The 14,851-nt window shown below is 69.2% G+C and carries 12 protein-coding genes and 1 pseudogene; 7 read left to right on the top strand and 6 right to left on the bottom strand.

The annotated features are described in order from the left end of the window. Window positions 1-2: 2 nt before the first annotated feature. From gspM to ACN28I_RS44985, 4 genes are all read left to right on the top strand, one after another. On the top strand, window positions 3-563 hold the full coding sequence (gene gspM / locus ACN28I_RS45000) for a type II secretion system protein GspM (RefSeq protein WP_420948026.1): 561 nt from the start codon (window positions 3-5) through the stop codon (window positions 561-563). A 2-nt stretch (window positions 564-565) separates the two neighbouring features. Further along, the gene (gene gspN / locus ACN28I_RS44995) at window positions 566-1,555 is read left to right on the top strand and encodes a type II secretion system protein GspN (RefSeq protein ID WP_420948025.1); all 990 of its coding nucleotides are present in this window, start codon (window positions 566-568) and stop codon (window positions 1,553-1,555) included. A 162-nt stretch (window positions 1,556-1,717) separates the two neighbouring features. Further along, window positions 1,718-3,349, top strand: a complete 1,632-nt coding sequence (locus ACN28I_RS44990; protein ID WP_420948024.1) for a sigma 54-interacting transcriptional regulator — start codon at window positions 1,718-1,720, stop codon at window positions 3,347-3,349. A 95-nt stretch (window positions 3,350-3,444) separates the two neighbouring features. Next, window positions 3,445-3,954, top strand: coding sequence for an RNA polymerase sigma factor (locus ACN28I_RS44985; RefSeq protein WP_420948838.1), 510 nt, complete (start codon window positions 3,445-3,447; stop codon window positions 3,952-3,954). A gap of 116 nt (window positions 3,955-4,070) precedes the next feature. Here the strand turns inward: ACN28I_RS44985 and ACN28I_RS44980 are convergent, their stop codons facing one another. After that, entirely contained in the window at window positions 4,071-4,739 is a 669-nt protein-coding gene (locus tag ACN28I_RS44980; protein ID WP_420948023.1) for a hypothetical protein, read from the bottom strand. Beyond that, window positions 4,739-6,910 (bottom strand): S46 family peptidase, encoded by a 2,172-nt coding sequence (locus tag ACN28I_RS44975; protein ID WP_420948022.1) that lies wholly within the window; start codon window positions 6,908-6,910, stop codon window positions 4,739-4,741. The genes ACN28I_RS44980 and ACN28I_RS44975 overlap by 1 nt, the downstream gene beginning before the upstream one ends. A gap of 202 nt (window positions 6,911-7,112) precedes the next feature. On the opposite strand from ACN28I_RS44975, the gene ACN28I_RS44970 reads away from it, so the two are divergent. After that, window positions 7,113-7,844 (top strand): M50 family metallopeptidase, encoded by a 732-nt coding sequence (locus ACN28I_RS44970; protein WP_420948021.1) that lies wholly within the window; start codon window positions 7,113-7,115, stop codon window positions 7,842-7,844. 4 nt (window positions 7,845-7,848) lie between these two features. Here the strand turns inward: ACN28I_RS44970 and ACN28I_RS44965 are convergent, their stop codons facing one another. Continuing rightward, window positions 7,849-8,508: an MBL fold metallo-hydrolase gene (locus ACN28I_RS44965; protein ID WP_420948020.1), complete on the bottom strand. Its 660-nt coding sequence runs from the start codon at window positions 8,506-8,508 to the stop codon at window positions 7,849-7,851. Window positions 8,509-8,654: 146 nt separating this feature from the next. Here ACN28I_RS44965 and ACN28I_RS44960 point away from each other — a divergent pair, with 146 nt between their 5' ends. Then, window positions 8,655-9,320: a hypothetical protein gene (locus ACN28I_RS44960; RefSeq protein WP_420948019.1), complete on the top strand. Its 666-nt coding sequence runs from the start codon at window positions 8,655-8,657 to the stop codon at window positions 9,318-9,320. Window positions 9,321-9,361: 41 nt separating this feature from the next. Here ACN28I_RS44960 and ACN28I_RS44955 read toward each other — a convergent pair whose 3' ends face one another. Then, on the bottom strand, window positions 9,362-12,976 hold the full coding sequence (locus tag ACN28I_RS44955; protein ID WP_420948018.1) for an ABC transporter permease/M1 family aminopeptidase: 3,615 nt from the start codon (window positions 12,974-12,976) through the stop codon (window positions 9,362-9,364). Continuing rightward, window positions 12,973-13,884: an ABC transporter ATP-binding protein gene (locus ACN28I_RS44950; protein ID WP_420948017.1), complete on the bottom strand. Its 912-nt coding sequence runs from the start codon at window positions 13,882-13,884 to the stop codon at window positions 12,973-12,975. The genes ACN28I_RS44955 and ACN28I_RS44950 overlap by 4 nt, the downstream gene beginning before the upstream one ends. 276 nt (window positions 13,885-14,160) lie before the next feature. On the opposite strand from ACN28I_RS44950, the pseudogene ACN28I_RS44945 reads away from it, so the two are divergent. Then, window positions 14,161-14,322: pseudogene (locus ACN28I_RS44945) on the top strand (recombinase zinc beta ribbon domain-containing protein); the annotation flags it as partial. A 51-nt stretch (window positions 14,323-14,373) separates the two neighbouring features. Here the strand turns inward: ACN28I_RS44945 and ACN28I_RS44940 are convergent. Then, window positions 14,374-14,757 (bottom strand): hypothetical protein, encoded by a 384-nt coding sequence (locus tag ACN28I_RS44940; RefSeq protein ID WP_420948016.1) that lies wholly within the window; start codon window positions 14,755-14,757, stop codon window positions 14,374-14,376. Between the last annotated feature and the right edge of the window lie 94 nt (window positions 14,758-14,851).

Below are 14,851 nucleotides of genomic sequence, written 5' to 3'. Positions count from 1 at the left end.
ACATGGAAAAGATTCGAGCAATCCTCAACGACGCCAAGGCCTGGTTCGAGCGGCTGACCAACCGGGAGCGGCAGATGGTGCTGGGGACCGGAGGCGCGGTGATGGCCTTCCTCCTGTTCGTCATCATCTTCTCGTTCGCCAGCAGCGCGGATGCCTACCGCAAGCGCACGGAGCAGAAGCTGGCCAAGCTGCGCGAGGTGCAGGCGCTGGCGGCCAGCTACCGCGAGGCCACCATGGAGCGGCAGGGTGTGGAGCAGCAGCTCACCGGCAGCGACATCCGGCTGATGACCTACATCGAGGAGAAGGCCACCCAGGCGGGGCTGACCGTGCCCAACATGACGCCCAAGAACGACGTGGGCATCGGAGACGACGGGCAGATCGTCGAGAGTTCGGTGGAGCTGACGCTGACGGACGTGGACCTGCGCAAGCTGCATGACTTCCTGTCGGCGGTGGAGCGCGGGCCGGGCGTGGTGAAGGTGAAGAGCCTGCGCCTCGAGCCGCGTGACGCCTCGGAAACCCTGACGGCCTGGACGACCGTCGCCACCTACAAGATGAAGCGATGACCATGGCTGCTGAGACGACCAAGATCGCCCGCTGGAAGCTCGCCCTTGGCTACGGTGCGTTCTCGCTCGTGGCCTTCCTCGTGTGCCTGTTCCTGACCTTCCCGTACGACACGCTGCGCAAGCGCGCCGTGGACGCGGCGGCGGACGCGGGGTACGCGCTGCGCATCGGCTCGCTGCGGCCGGGGCTGCGCGGGCTGACGGCCACCCACGTGCGCATCAGCAAGGTGCCCAACGGGATGACGCCCGAGCTGCACGGCATGCTGGCCAGCAACACGGGCATGATGCCCGGCCCCGAGGAGCTGGGCGAGCCGCTGAACGTGGACTCGGTGGCGGTGCGGCCCTCGCTGCTGCCGCCAGGCGTGACGTTCCACGCGAATCTGCTGGGCGGCAGCGTCAGCGGCAACGTGGGCGGACTGAGCGACGTGCAGGTGGCGGTGAAGCTGTCGGACCTGGACACCTCCGAGGGCAACCTCAAGGGCTTCAGCGGGGTGGACCTGACGGGCAAGCTGAACGGCTCGCTCAACCTCACCCTGCCCAAGACGCGGGGGCAGCCGGACCTGAGCCAGGCCAATGGCCAGCTCTCGCTGGACACCAAGGGGCTGCTCATCCAGGGCGGCAACGTCATGGTGCCCATGTACGGCACGCCCACCCCCATGGATCTGCCGAAGATCGCGCTGGGTGACATCGACGCGCGCATCAAGATCGAGAAGGGGCTGGGCACCGTGGAGGCGATGCAGGCCCGGAGCGAGGACCTGGAGGTCCTGGGCTCGGGCACGGTGAAGTTCGGCCAGCGGCTGGACGTGAGCCAGCCGGACATGGACTTCAAGCTGAAGGCCGAGCCGGAGTTCGTGAAGCGGCTGGGCCTGCTGGGCGCGGGTCTGTCCATCCTGCCCCCGGACAAGAGCGATCCGAAGTACCGCGTGGCGCACCTGGGCGGCTTCTTCAACCGTCCCAACTTCGGCCCCGCGCGCCAGCAGCCGCAGATGCGTTAGGCCCCTGCTCCGATGACCCGGACCGCTCTCCGGTCCGGGTCCGGCAGGTGGACGACTCTTCGGGTCGCCCGGAAGAACACTACCCCAAAAATCATCTCTGGTGGTTGCGCGCGGGATACTCCACGGGTTAGGAGTGTCCCGCGACTTCACAGGGAGGGCTCGATGCCGGAGCTGGTGTTCTTTCGTCGGGGTGAAGAGGTACTGCGGGTGGGGCTGGGACGCGAGCGCATGGTGCTCGGTCGCGGCGAGAAGAGTGACGTCGTCATCCCCGACCCCGAGGTGAGCCGCCGGCAGGTGGCCCTCGCGTTCGACGGACAGCGCTGCACGCTGGAGGACCTGTCCGGTAAGGGCACCCAGGTGGCCGGCGCCTCCATGACCCAGGGCGAGCTCGCCGATGGTTCGGACATCACGCTCGGTCAGTGGCGCGCCGTGTTCCGGCTCCACGGCGGCAGCGAGTCCGAGGTCGGCACCGAGCTCGGCAACCGCACGGAACTGCAGCCCCGTGACTCCGTCTCACGCTGGCAGCCCGCCCAGGTGCGCATCCGGCAGGGCGGCGAGGAGACCGTCCACAAGCTCACCGGCGACAGCTTCACCGCGGGCAAGGATCCGTCCTGTGATCTCGTCATCCAGGACTCGTTCATCTCCAGCCGCCACCTCAAGGTGACCCGGCGCGAGGGCCACTTCCACGTCCTGGACACCAACTCCACCAACGGCACCTGGCTGGGCCCGGTGCGCGTCTTCGAGGTGCAGGTGGGGCTGCCCACCACGCTGCGCCTGGGCCAGACGGACCTCATCCTCGAGCCCGTCACCCCGGCCCGCAAGGAGCTGTCCTTCCACGGCATCATCGGCGGCGATCCGTCCGTGAAGCAGCTCGTCGACCTCATCGAGCGCGTGGCCCCCTCCTCCGCCGCCGTGGCCATCCTCGGTGAGTCCGGTACCGGCAAGGAGCTGGTGGCCCGCGCCCTCCACGAGTGCTCCCAGCGCGCGGAGAAGCCCTTCATCCCCGTCAACTGCGCCGCCATCTCCAAGGAGCTCATCGAGAGTGAGCTGTTCGGCCACGAGAAGGGCTCGTTCACCGGCGCCACCAACGCGCGCAAGGGCGCTTTCGAGGAGGCCGACGGCGGCACCCTCTTCCTCGATGAGATCGGCGAGCTGCCCGTGGACCTCCAGGCCAAGCTGCTGCGCGCCCTGGAGAGCGGGGAGATCAAACGCGTGGGCGCCAGCAAGCCCTCCCACGTGGACGTGCGCGTGGTGGCCGCCACCAATCGCGACTTGCTGGCGGCCGCACGCGATGGCCGCTTCCGCGAGGACCTGTACTACCGCCTGTGCGTGGTGCCCCTGCACCTGCCGCCGCTGCGCAACCGGCGCAGCGACATCCTCGGCCTCGCCGAGCACTTCCTGCGCATGTACTCGCCCCGGGGGCAGACGGTGCGCCTCACCCCCGCCGCCATGGAGCGGCTCCAGCAGCACGGCTGGCCGGGCAACATCCGCGAGCTGCGCAACGTGGTGCACCGCGCCCTGTTGCTGCGCAAGGGCACCGCCATCGACGCTCCCGACATCACCTTCGACCAGGAGGTGAACCGCGAAACGGGCGTGTCCGTGCCCGAGCTTCCCCCCGGCATGACCCTGGAGCAGATGCTCCTCAAGCTGGAGCGGCAGATCGTCGAGGCCGCCCTGCGCCGCTGCAACAACAACCGCGAGCGCGTGGCCCGCGAGCTGGGCGTGGCCCGCTCCACCCTCTTCAAACGCCTCAAGGAGTGGGGTCTCACCCGCCAGGAAGAAGAGACGGAGTAGGTCCGCTCCCGGCTTCCAGACCCTTTAGATCCTTTTCGCGGCCCATTCGTTCCAACCTCCAGACACCCGATGAGGGTGCTCAGGAGGCACACATGATGGATGCCGCGGTCATCGACATTCCTCCCTTCGCCGAGTTGTACCGCCAGTACCGCACACGGGCACTGGCCATCGCACGCCGCATCGTGGGGGATGCGGACGAGGCGGAGGATGTGGTGCAGGACGTCTTCACCCGGCTGGCCCAACGCCCCAGCGGCTTCGACGGCCGCTCGTCGTGCTCCACCTGGTTGCATCGTGTGATGGTGAACAGCAGCATCAACTGGTTGCGGGCCCGCAAGCGCCGCGAGCGGTTGCAGCACGAGCCCGAGAGCCCGGCCTCGCCCGAGGCCCAGGCCGTGGGCTCCGAGATGCAGCGTCACTTCGAGGAGGCCCTCGAGAAGGTCAGCGAGCAGCAGCGCCAGGTGCTGTGGCTGCGGGAGATGCGCGGCTACAGCTACCCGGAGATCGCCGCCATGCTGCGCATCCCCGAGGGCACCGTGAAGAGCGCCCTGCACCGGGGCCGGCAGCGCGCCCTCGCCGAGCTGGAGGAGCGCGGTCAGCAGCCGTGAGGCCGCCGTGAAACCCGTGGGGGTGCCTCGGCCCGGAACCCGGGATACGTGGCACCCTCACCCCGTCCCTCTCCCGGGGGGAGAGGGGAAATTGGGCGGAGTGGGGTGGGTTTGGCTCAGTCCTCCGACTTGGAGCCCACGAAGAAGTCTTCCTTGTCGCGGAACAGCAGGTTGAAGCTCGTCAGCGAGCCGTAGATGCGGGTGATGTAGCTCTGCATCTCCACCTTCTCGGCGTCCGACAGCTTCGGGTGCGCGTTGAGCTTCTGCTCCATCACCCGCAGCTTGTCGCGCACCATGACGATCTTGTGGAAGAAGGCGTCGATGGGCAGGTCCTTGCCCTGCACGTCCGTCTTGCCGGGCACCAGCTTGATGCTGCCGCCCTCCCACTTGTTGGCCAGCGGCGGCGCCTCACCGCCCTCGCCCACCGCTTCCCGGATCAGCTCCATCAACTCCGCGCGCGTCATGTTCAGCTCCAGGCCTTCCAGGTCCACCACTTCGTTCGGATCCCGCTCCCGCCGCCGCACCACCGGCGCCACGCCGCGCACCGTCCGCTCGCGCCGCGCCGTCTCCGCGGCCGCCTTGGCGGCCACGCCCCGGGGCAGGAACTTGTTACACAACGGCGCCGAGGGCGGGAACAGCCCCCGCTCCGCCTGCAACCGGCAGACGCCCACCCAGCCCCGGTGATCCACCGAGTGCGCCGCCCACAGCTTGCAGTTGCCGCACACCTTCTCCTCCGGTCCGAAGACCGGCAGGGGCGGCGGCACGCTCCCCGCGCCGTCCGACATCAGCGGCGCTCCTGGGCCTTGGGGCCCTTGCGCACGCCCAGCTCGCGCAGCAGCCCGTCGGCGTCCTCGACCTGATCCAACAGCCACAGCACGTAGCGCACGTCCACGTTCACGTTGCGCGCCACGTCCGGGTTGTAGCCGAAGTCATTCGCCACGTTCTCCCACACGCGGTCGAAGTTGACGCCCACGAGCTGGCCCTTGCCGTTCACCGTGGGGCTGCCCGAGTTGCCGCCCGTGGTGTCCGCATCCGCCAGGAAGTTCACCGGCACGTCCTTCAGCCGCTTGTCCACCCAGGGCCCGTACTTCTTCGCCGCGGCCGCCGCGGCCACCTTGTCCGGCACGTCGAAGGGCTCCTGGCCCGTGTGCTTCTCCATCACGCCCGCCAGCGTCGTCTGCGGCGTGTAGAAGGCCCCGTCCCGAGGCGTGTAGCCCTTCACCTTCGCGAAGCTCACCCGCAGCGTGCTGTTGGCATCCGGCGCCACCGGCTTGCCCGCGTGCGCCATCACCGCCCGGCGCCACTCGGGCATCAGCCGCACGTTCGCGCCCGCCCGCCGATCCCTCTGCTCCTCCAGCGCCACCACCTCCGCCGACAGGTCCAGGCCGAAGTCCAGCAGCGGATCCTTCCGCGCCCGGAGCTGCGCCTCCGTCTCACCGGCCATCTTCTGGCGCTCGGCCAGGTCCAGCACCTGGGTGTGGGCGTACAGGGCGTCGAGCTTCGCGGACACGTCCTTCTCCGCGTACGTCCGGCCGAAGTGCTTGTCGATCGCCGCGATGCGCTCACCCTCGCCGAGCCCCTGCGCCCGCCTCACCAGCGCGAGGAACATCCGCTTGTCCGCCGCCGTGAAGAGGTTCTTCTGCTCGCGCTCCAGCCGGTCCGCCAGCCGGGGCAGCTCGCGCTCCATGAACTCGGGCCGGCGCTCGAGGTCCGGCTTGGCGCGCTCCTGCGACAGCCGAGCCAGCAACGTCGCCAGCGCGGGCGCCTTCACCACGCCCCGCACCGAGTCCAGGAGGAACTCGCGCTCGAACGTCTTCGCCCGCTCCGACTGCAGCGACAGCAGCTCCGTGCGGGCCTTCAGCGCGCCCGCGTACTCCTTGCGCTTCTCCGCCCAGGCCACCACCGCCGCCTCGGCCTCGCGCTGCTTCTCCACGATGCGCCCGCGCTTGAGCCCCGCGAGCTGCCCGCCCGAGTTCTTGTAGCGGTTGTGCAGCCCCTTGAGGTGCGAGGCCACGGCGATCTTCCCCGCCGCATCCTTCTCGCCCTCCTCCTCGAGGATGCGGATGAGCTCGCCGTACACGTCCACGACGCGCGGGTAGAAGCGCGCCTGGCGCTCGGCCATGTCCTCGGCCAGCAGCGCGCGGAAGGTGGTACCGGGGTAGCCCAGCACCATCACGAAGTCGTCCGGCTTCACGCCCTCGGTGGCCAGCGGGAAGAAGAACTCCGCCTTGTAGGGCACGTTCCGCGGGCTGTACTTCGCCGCCGAGCCGTCCGGAGCCGAGTAGGCCCGGATGATGGAGAAGTCACCGGTGTGGCGCGGCCACATCCAGTTGTCCTCCTCGCCGCCGTACTCGCCCACCGCGCGCGGCGGCGCGTACACCAGCCGCACGTCCGCCAGCTCCACCGAGTCGCTCAGCACGAACTGCACCCCGCCATCGAAGCTGGCCACCCTGCAACGCGTGGCCGGACGCTTCTCGCACTCGGCGACCAGCTCCTTCTCCTTGCGCTCCAGCGCCTTCTGGCGCGTGAGATCGTCCGCGCCCGCGGGCACCGCGGCGAACATCTCCTTCGTCACGTCCTTGAAGCTGCGCGGCACCTGGATGCGCGAGCCCTTGCCCGGCAGCTCCTCCTCGCGGCTCTTCGCCAGGAAGCCCTGGGTGATGAGGTCGCGCTGGGGCGAGCTGTGCTCCTGGATGATGGAGAAGACGCAGTGGTGGTTGGTGATGACGAGGCCCGTCTCGGCGATGAAGGCGCCCGTGCAGCCGCCCACGTTCACCGCGCCCGCCAGCAGGCCCGTACCCCGCTTGGGATCCCACAGCCGCTTGGGCGGCACCTGGAGACCCTGGGCCTTGAGCCACGCCGGATCGAGTTCGAGGACCTGTTGGGGGGTCCACTTCCCTTCCCCGGCCAGGGCCGGGGCAGCCACGAGTGAAAGGAGCAGAAGGGTCTTCTTCATCGTGCCCCCCTCCCTACCGCGTCTTCCGCCCGCTGGCGATGGTCTCGGACATCCGGGAGCGCGGACGGGGTACATACCCTCACCCCGACCCTCTCCCAGAGGGAGAGGGAGCACTCCTCCGGCCTGCTCTCCCTCCTGCCGTCCATGGGAATGGCGGGAGACGCCTGGAAGAACCCGGGGGAAGGCGTGTTCTGGGACCCGCATGCAGACCTCGAGCGGCTCCAAACTGGACTTCGGCCGGGTGGCCCTTCTCCTCGTGCTCCTGGGAGTGGGCTGGTACTTCTGGGACTCGCCCGCGGTGTGGCCCCTGAAGTTGCTGGTGGTGATGATGCACGAGAGTGGTCACGCACTCGCCACCCTGCTCGCTGGAGGCTCGGTGGACCGCGTCACCCTGGCCGCCAACGAGTCCGGTGCGTGCCTGGCCCATCTGCCCACCGGCTTGATGGCGCAGGTGGCCGTGTACTCCGCCGGCTACGTGGGCAGCGCGCTCGCCGCGGCCTTCCTGCTGCTCGCCACCTTCCGCTTCCGGCTGCGCCGCCTCGTGCTCGCCGCCTCGTGCGTGGGCCTCGCGGTGATGGGCGTCCTCTACGCGGGCGACAGCTTCACCCTGGCCTTCTGCATGGGCACCGCGCTCGCGCTGGCGCTCGCGGCGAAGTACCTCCCGGATGGCGGCGTGGACATGCTCAACCTCTTCCTCGCCGCCTTCTCCGCCCTCTACGTCGCGTTCGATCTGCGCTCGGACCTGTGGAACGGCGCCGCCCGCTCCGTCAGCGACGCGGCCCTGCTCGCCAACGTCACCCCCGTGCCCTCCTGGGCCTGGGCCGCGCTCTGGTCGTTCGTCTCGCTCGCGCTGCTCGGCCTCTTCGCCCGCTGGTCCCTGCGTGCCGCGCGGCCCGAGGGCCTGGGCTACACGCTGACCTCCAGCCGCCGCTAGGGGCTCAGCGCCTCGGGCGCATCCGGTAGGCCACGAAGGAGGCCACGTCCGGAAAGGCGAAGTACGGGTTGTGCTGGCGCACGTCGCTCATGGCCGCCACCGGCACGCTCGCGTAGTCGTGCCCGGGGAAGAGCCGGGTGCTGTCCGGCACCTTGAGCAGCACCTGCGACAGCGAGCGGTACATCGCCTCCGGGTCTCCCCCGCGCATGTCGCACCGCCCGCAGCCGTTGATGAAGACGGTGTCCCCCGACACCAGCGCGTCCTGGGCCAGCAGGCAGTGCGAGCCCGGCGTATGCCCCGGGGTGTGCAGTGCCTGGAAGACCCGCCCCCCCACCGTGAGCGAATCCCCCGGCCCGATCGGACGCAGCGCCCCCTCCGCCAGCTCGCGCAGGTCCGCCGAGAAGTCCACCTCGGCGCGCTGGGCGTACACCGGCACGTCATGGCGCGCGAGCAGCTCCGGCAGCCCGTTGGTGTGGTCCCCGTGGCAATGCGAGACGAAGGCGCCCACCAGGCGCTTGCCGTCCTCCACGAGGGCCTTCTCGATGGCCGGCACGTCCCAGGCCGGGTCCACCACCAACACCTCCGCCGAGTCCTTCGGGCCCACCAGGTACACGAAGTTGTCCATCGACCCGAGCTTCAACTGGCGCACGTACAGAGATTCCATCGGCATCCTCCAGGCGGCGCTCCGCCCCACGGCGTCCGGCCCTCCACTCTACGCGCTCCGCACGGGCCAGGGGGACGGCTCTTGAGGAGGAACGGCGCTTCGCATTTGAATGTGCCCACTTCACCCCCGTCGAGGAGGCCCCCCTCTTGAAGAGACATCTGCTCCCCCTGGCCCTCACCCTGCTCGCCACGAGTGCCATGGCCAAGGACCGGGCCACCTTCCGCCACACGCCTTCGCAGGACGAGGAACGCCCCGTGGTGGTGGACGCGACGGTCGGCCCCCAGGGGAGCGACTTCGCCCTGCGGCTGCGCTTCCAGAAGCCGCCCTTCGGTCAGGAGTGCGGCACGCGCTGCGCCAACGCCACCTTGCTGCTCGACACGGATGCGAACCCCCGCTCGGGCCTGAAGATCTCCGACAAGGCCCCCGAGAACGGCGCGGACCTGGCCATCATCATTCAAGGGACGCGCGACATGTCCGGCGCGAGCTCGGACAACTACCTGCGCGTGAAGGTGCGGAGGCTCCCGGATGGGGTCCGCACCGTGGATGAGGGAGAGCTGATCGCCGAGCTCGACCACCGGCGCGACCCCGAACGCATCCACATCGACGACAACACCGTCTTCCTGCTCATCGACGCCAGCGACAACCTGCCCTCGGGCCGCAAGGTGCGCGTCGTCTACCACCCGCCCGGCGCCAAGGCACTCCAGGCCACCATCCCCGGCATGCTCAGCGGCAGTGCCAACCGCGGCAAGGTGATGATCTTCCGCCGCGGGGGGTGGGGGAAGGCCCGCCAGGTCCAGACCGAGGGCAAGTAGGCGCGGGGCCCGCCCACGAGCACCGCCGGGCCGCTCGTCGTTCAGCGCCCGGCCTTCACCGCCTCGAGGTTGTCGTCAGCCTCACGCGCCTCCCAGTCGAGCAGGTGGTACGGGTCGATGCCGGCCAGGACGGGCTCGTGCGGCACCGTCACCGTGATCGTCTGCTCTCCGGAGCGGATGCGATGCATCCGCACGTCCAGCGGCGCGCTCAACTCACCGGCGCCCTCCTCCGCGGTGCCGAAGACGCCGATCGGCACCGGCTCGTCCATCGGCACCTCGGTCTCCACGCCCGCGCTGTCGTACACCACCTTGCGTGCGCGCACGTCGAGCGTCACCTGCCACGTGCCCGCCGCGGTCTGCTCCGCCGTGGCCCGCTCCGTCTCGGCTTCCCAGAACGTGTTCACCTCGAACAGGTCGTGCAGGAGGGGCTTCAGCGAGTCGGGCGTGACCGCGCGGAGCTCGCGATACAGGTCCAGGGTGGTCGCCCGGGGAGCCCCGGCCGCGTCGTGCTTCTCGATGAGGCGCCGGAGTGCACGGTTCACCTGATCCGAACCGACGTACTCGCTCAAGGCGTACATCGCGAAGGGACCCCTGCGGTAGGCGAGGTACGGATCCAGCGCCCGGAGCAACGGTTCACCGCGGCGTATCGGCGGGTACGGATGGGGTTGCCGCATGAAGGCCAGGAGTCGCCGGAGCTCCTCGCCCCCGCGTGACGCTTTCACGGCCTGCATCGCGGAGTACCAGGCGAGCCCCTCGCTCAGAAATGGCGCCCCCTCGACGTGTGCGTAGGGAAGGGTCCACTGGTGCGCCATCTCGTGCGCCATCACCGCGTAGGGGAAATCGAGGCCCCTCTCTTCATCCTTCGGAGTCCAGAAGGGGAAGCCCTCCCCGTGGGAGATCATGCTGGCTTCGGCGTGCAGCCCCGTGCCGAGGCGGCCGGGATGCTCGACGACGCTGAGGTGGCGGTACGGATAGGGGCCGAACTGCCCGGTGTAATAGTCCAGCGAGGCCCGCACGCTTCGCATCGTGCGGTCCAGGTGCGCGGTGTGTTCCGGGTGATGGAAGATGCGGATCTCGACATCCTTCCACCGTCCTTCGTGCACCGCGTAGTGGGCGGAGAAGAAGGCCCACTCCCTCCCGATCGGGGCCGTGGTGGAATAGTGGAAGTACCGGCGGCCGCCTTCGGTCCACGTCCGGCGCAACGCTCCCGGCGCGACGGCGACCTGGCCCTCGTCCGTCCCCACCACCGCCTCGAACGAGATCCCCCCACCGCGCGCCGCGGGCTCGCGCCCTTCGACCTCGTGGAGCGAGGCGAGCACCGGGCGCGGCTCGAGCCCGTGCTCCCGCCGGTCCGAGGCGCCCAGGAGCTCGCGATGCCGCTGATAGCCGACGAAAGGGAACCATGCCCCACTGGTGAAGGCGCTGCCGTTCGCCACCACCGAAGGGTCGATTCCCCGGTTGCCGAAGCCACGCCGCTCGACATGCACCTCGAAGTCGAGCCGCAGCGTGCCGCCGGGCTCGAGCGGCCTCTCGAGGGCATAGATCCGGTGGCCGTGATCCTCGTCGTCGGTCGTGAGCGTCGCCGTCCGGTCGAAGGTGACCGCCCGGGTCTCGACGCCCCCCATCGCCGTGGCCACGTGGATGGAATCGATCGGCAGTGTGCTGCCGTTCACCAGCCGGTAGGAGCCGCGGATCTCCACGGCCCGCCGCTCGGGATGGATCTCGACTCGCAGGTTCGTCCCCGTCAGCAGGGGCTGCGGGATGCTCTCGTACCGCTTGTAGCGCCGCTCGTACTCGGCGCGCCGCTCGTTGATGTCGGACCCGCTGAGATACGGGTTCAGGACGTGGGTGTTATAGAAAATGAAGCCGCCCAGCGTCAGGATGAGCACCGCCGCCGCGCCGGCAACCCAGGCCGTGGGACGCGTGAAACGACGGCGCGCCAGCTTGAGCCGCACGCCGAGACCTCTCTCCTTGCCGCGCCCCCAGAGCAGCCTCGCCGCCACCGCGAGCAGCAGCGCCCACGCGGCCCAGTAGAGCTTGAACCACAGCCACGGCCCGAGGAACGGCCCGAATCCGCGCATCTCCGTGTAGGACCACCCCGGGCCGGCCCCGTAGACGAGCAGGTTGTGCTCGAGCCCGAGCATCGCCGCCAGCAGGGCGATGAACACGAAGGCCATGATGGCCACCAGGTGACCGACGTACTTCTGGTCCACCACCACGTGCACCACGAGGGCGAGCAGCGCGAAGAGGAGGTATTCGGGAAGCTGAAGCCCCCACAGGGCTTTCAGGTACAGCCCGGGCTCGAAGTCCTGATGACCCCGGATCACCTGAGCCAGCATCCCGGCCGCCATCAGGGTGGTCATGAACACGGCGAGCACGAGACCGAGTCCCAGGAACTTGCCGAGGAGCGGGGCCCATTCCGACCCTGGCATGGCGTCGGTGATCTCGCCCAGCCCGGCGTCCCGTTCCCGCCAGACCAGCTCGCCGGCGAAGAACACGATGAGGGGCGGGATGATCACCCAGCGGCTCAGTTCCGCGGACAGAGGGGCGGTCAATTCGCTGAGAACTCGCGCGGTCGAGGGGACCAGCGGGGCGCCGAGGGCGGCCATTTGATCGAGCACCACGAGCACCGTCACCAGCGGAATGGCGACCAGCAGGGCGAGTCCGGCCCAGCTCGTCGCGATCGTCCGGAACGACGCCCACGCGATGGCGAGCGTCCAACGCGTGTGGATGGCGAAGCCGAACGTCCGCGGGGCCTGCGGGACGGAGATGGGCGTGCTCGCGGTGACGCCAAGGCCCGCCGACATCGGGGAGTGCGCATCCCGGCGCCGCGTCCCGCGCCTCCACCCGCTGCTCTCGGTGCGATGGGCGAAGCGAAAGCGCAGGAAGGTGACGGCGAGAGCCCCCAGAGCGATGCCGAGCCACACGAGGCGATTCGTGAGCACCGGGCCCTTCAGCTCGAGCAGGCGCCAGCTCTTCTCACTCGTCGTCCATGAATGGGACAGGTCCTCCACGATGAAGCGGATACCGATCGGATCCAGCAGCGTCCCCAGGCTCCGCTTGAAGAGCAGGGCGGCGGCGATGAAGAAGCCCATGAAGAAGAGGAGAAAACTTCCGAGGTAGCTGGCCATGGCACGGCCGCTCCATGCCGCCAGCGAGAACTGGAGCGCCGTCGCGACGAAGGCGTTCGGCAGCGCGATGAAGGCGTAGGCCGTGAGAAATGCAGCCGGCCGGAACGGACCGATCGCCTCGGCCTCCACGCCAGGCGCGTAGACCGCCAGCAGGATGCCGGCCTGCACGGCGAGCAGGAGCAGCGCGTTGAGAACGAGTGCGGCGAGGAATCTCCCCCCGAGGTACTCGGCCTTGCTGACGGGGACGGTGTAGGTGAGCGGATGCATGCCCGTCGCCACGTCCCGCGCCGCCGCGTCGCCGGCGATGGCCGCGGCCACCAGGAGCCAGATCAGGCTGCCGAACACCGTGGTCTTCGCGACGGCGAATGATGAGTTGAGGAAGAAGTCCTCGTAGAGCGCCTCGGAGAGGCTGCCATCTCGCGTCATGAGGAAACTGAGGACGAGCAGGACGGCGAAGAAGAGCCAGGGCCAGGCACGGCGTCCCTGATAGGCGAGCTCGAAGCGGAAGATCGCCAGGAATTTCATGGCGCGGCCCCCGGCTCCGGCTGCTCACGGCGCCGACCGATGTGCCCTGCCATCGTGCTGAAGTAGACGTCCTCGAGGTCCGGTGTGGCGGGCTCGAAGCCGGGACCGGGCGCCGTGTCGCTGAAGACGTGCACGACCGTGCGCCCGGCGAGGAGCTTCGTGGAGATCACCGCGTGCTCGCGCTCCACCGCGGGCAGCTCGTGCTTCGAGACAATCCGGCGCCAGATGCGGCCGCTCAGGCCGGCGACCGCGCGCAGCGGCTCCGCCTCAAGCAGGATCTCCCCCTGGTCGATGATCGCCATCCGTGTGCACAGCTCGCTCACGTCCTCGACGATGTGCGTCGACAGCAGGACGACGCTGTTCTCACCCAGCTCGCTCAGCAGGTTCAGGAAGCGCACGCGCTCGGCGGGATCGAGGCCGGCCGTCGGCTCGTCCACGATCATCAGCTTCGGGTTGCCCAGCAGCGCGACGGCGACGCCGAAGCGCTGACGCATGCCGCCCGAGTAACCGCCCAGCTTCTGCTTGCGCACCTCCCACAGGTTCACCTGCCGCAGGAGCCCTTCGACGACGTCCTTGCGGGCGCGACGCTCCCCGATGCCCTTGAGCAGCGCGAAGTGCTCGAGCAGCTCTTCCGCGCTCACCTTCGGGTAGACGCCGAACTCCTGCGGCAGGTAGCCGAGCGTCTTCCGTACGTCATCCTTCTGCTTCAGGGCATCGATGTCGCCAAGCTGGATGCTGCCCGCGTCGGGCTCCTGCAGCGTGGACAGGATGCGCATCAGCGTGGACTTGCCAGCGCCGTTGGGACCGAGCAGGCCGTACATCCCCGCGGGGATCGTCAGCGTCACGTCCTTCAGCGCCCGCACGCCGTTGGGGTACGTCTTGGATACGCCTCGAAGGTGCAGCTCCACGGTGGACTCCTGATTCGTGCGGGAAGGCGCCAGTCCCGCTCCGAGGAATGTGGCAGAGCCGGGCGCTCGAGGTTTCGGGAGGTTGCCCGAACGGTCGTTATGCCGCCGGGAGCGGTCGCAGGGGGGCCGGAAGCTCGTGGGGGGCACCGGCTTCGAGGGGTCGCTCTTCCTCGAATGCGAGAACGGGGGAGCACTCTGGCAAGCTTGAGGAGCATCTGACCGCTGTAGTACGGCGAAAGGCCATGACCACGGAACAGTCGCCGGTGCTCGTGCGGCGGCTGCGGTTTGAGGATGGAATGCCACCGCCTGACCCATCGCCAACGACACCCCTACGAGTACCACTACTACGCCTGCCAGCGTCGGTCCGCGGTGGACACTGGCCGCGCCGAGCGCTGCACCGCCCGGCGCGTGAGAGCGGAGGAACTGGATGCGGTGGTGTGGAAGGCTTTATGTGATTGGCTCCAGCAGCCACAGATGCTTCAGAAGGAGTTAGAAACCTGGCAGGAGCGCCGTGAGAATTCGCAGGCCGCGCACCAGGAGAGAGCCCGACTGGAAGGGGCCTGCCGGCACCTGCAGGGGCAGATTGAGCGGCTCATCGACGCCTACCAACAGGGCGCCATCGAAGTAGAGGAACTCAAGGTGCGGCGCGAGCGGCTGGAGGCCTCGCTCCAGGCCACGCGCGCGCGAGTCGAACACCTGGAGGCGCAACACGCCGAGGGTGCACGCATGGAGCGGCTGGGGGCCGAGCTCGAGGCCTTCGCCGCGGCCATCCGGGACGGCCTGGAGGCGCTCGACTTCGCCGGGCGCCAACGGCTCGTCCGCTTGCTTGTCGAGCGGGTCATCGTGCTGGGGGAGGACGTCACCATCGAGCATGCCGTGCCCCTCTCCGGCCGTTTTTGTCGTTTGCGTCCTGATGATCGACGTGTTGGCCTGCGTGAGGTGTGGAGGCAGGCGGCGAGTGCTGGCG

It is taken from the genome of Archangium gephyra, from assembly GCF_049060025.1.
GTDB classification, from domain to species: Bacteria; Myxococcota; Myxococcia; order Myxococcales; family Myxococcaceae; genus Archangium; species Archangium gephyra_A.
This window is presented reverse-complemented; position numbering and strand designations above follow the sequence as displayed.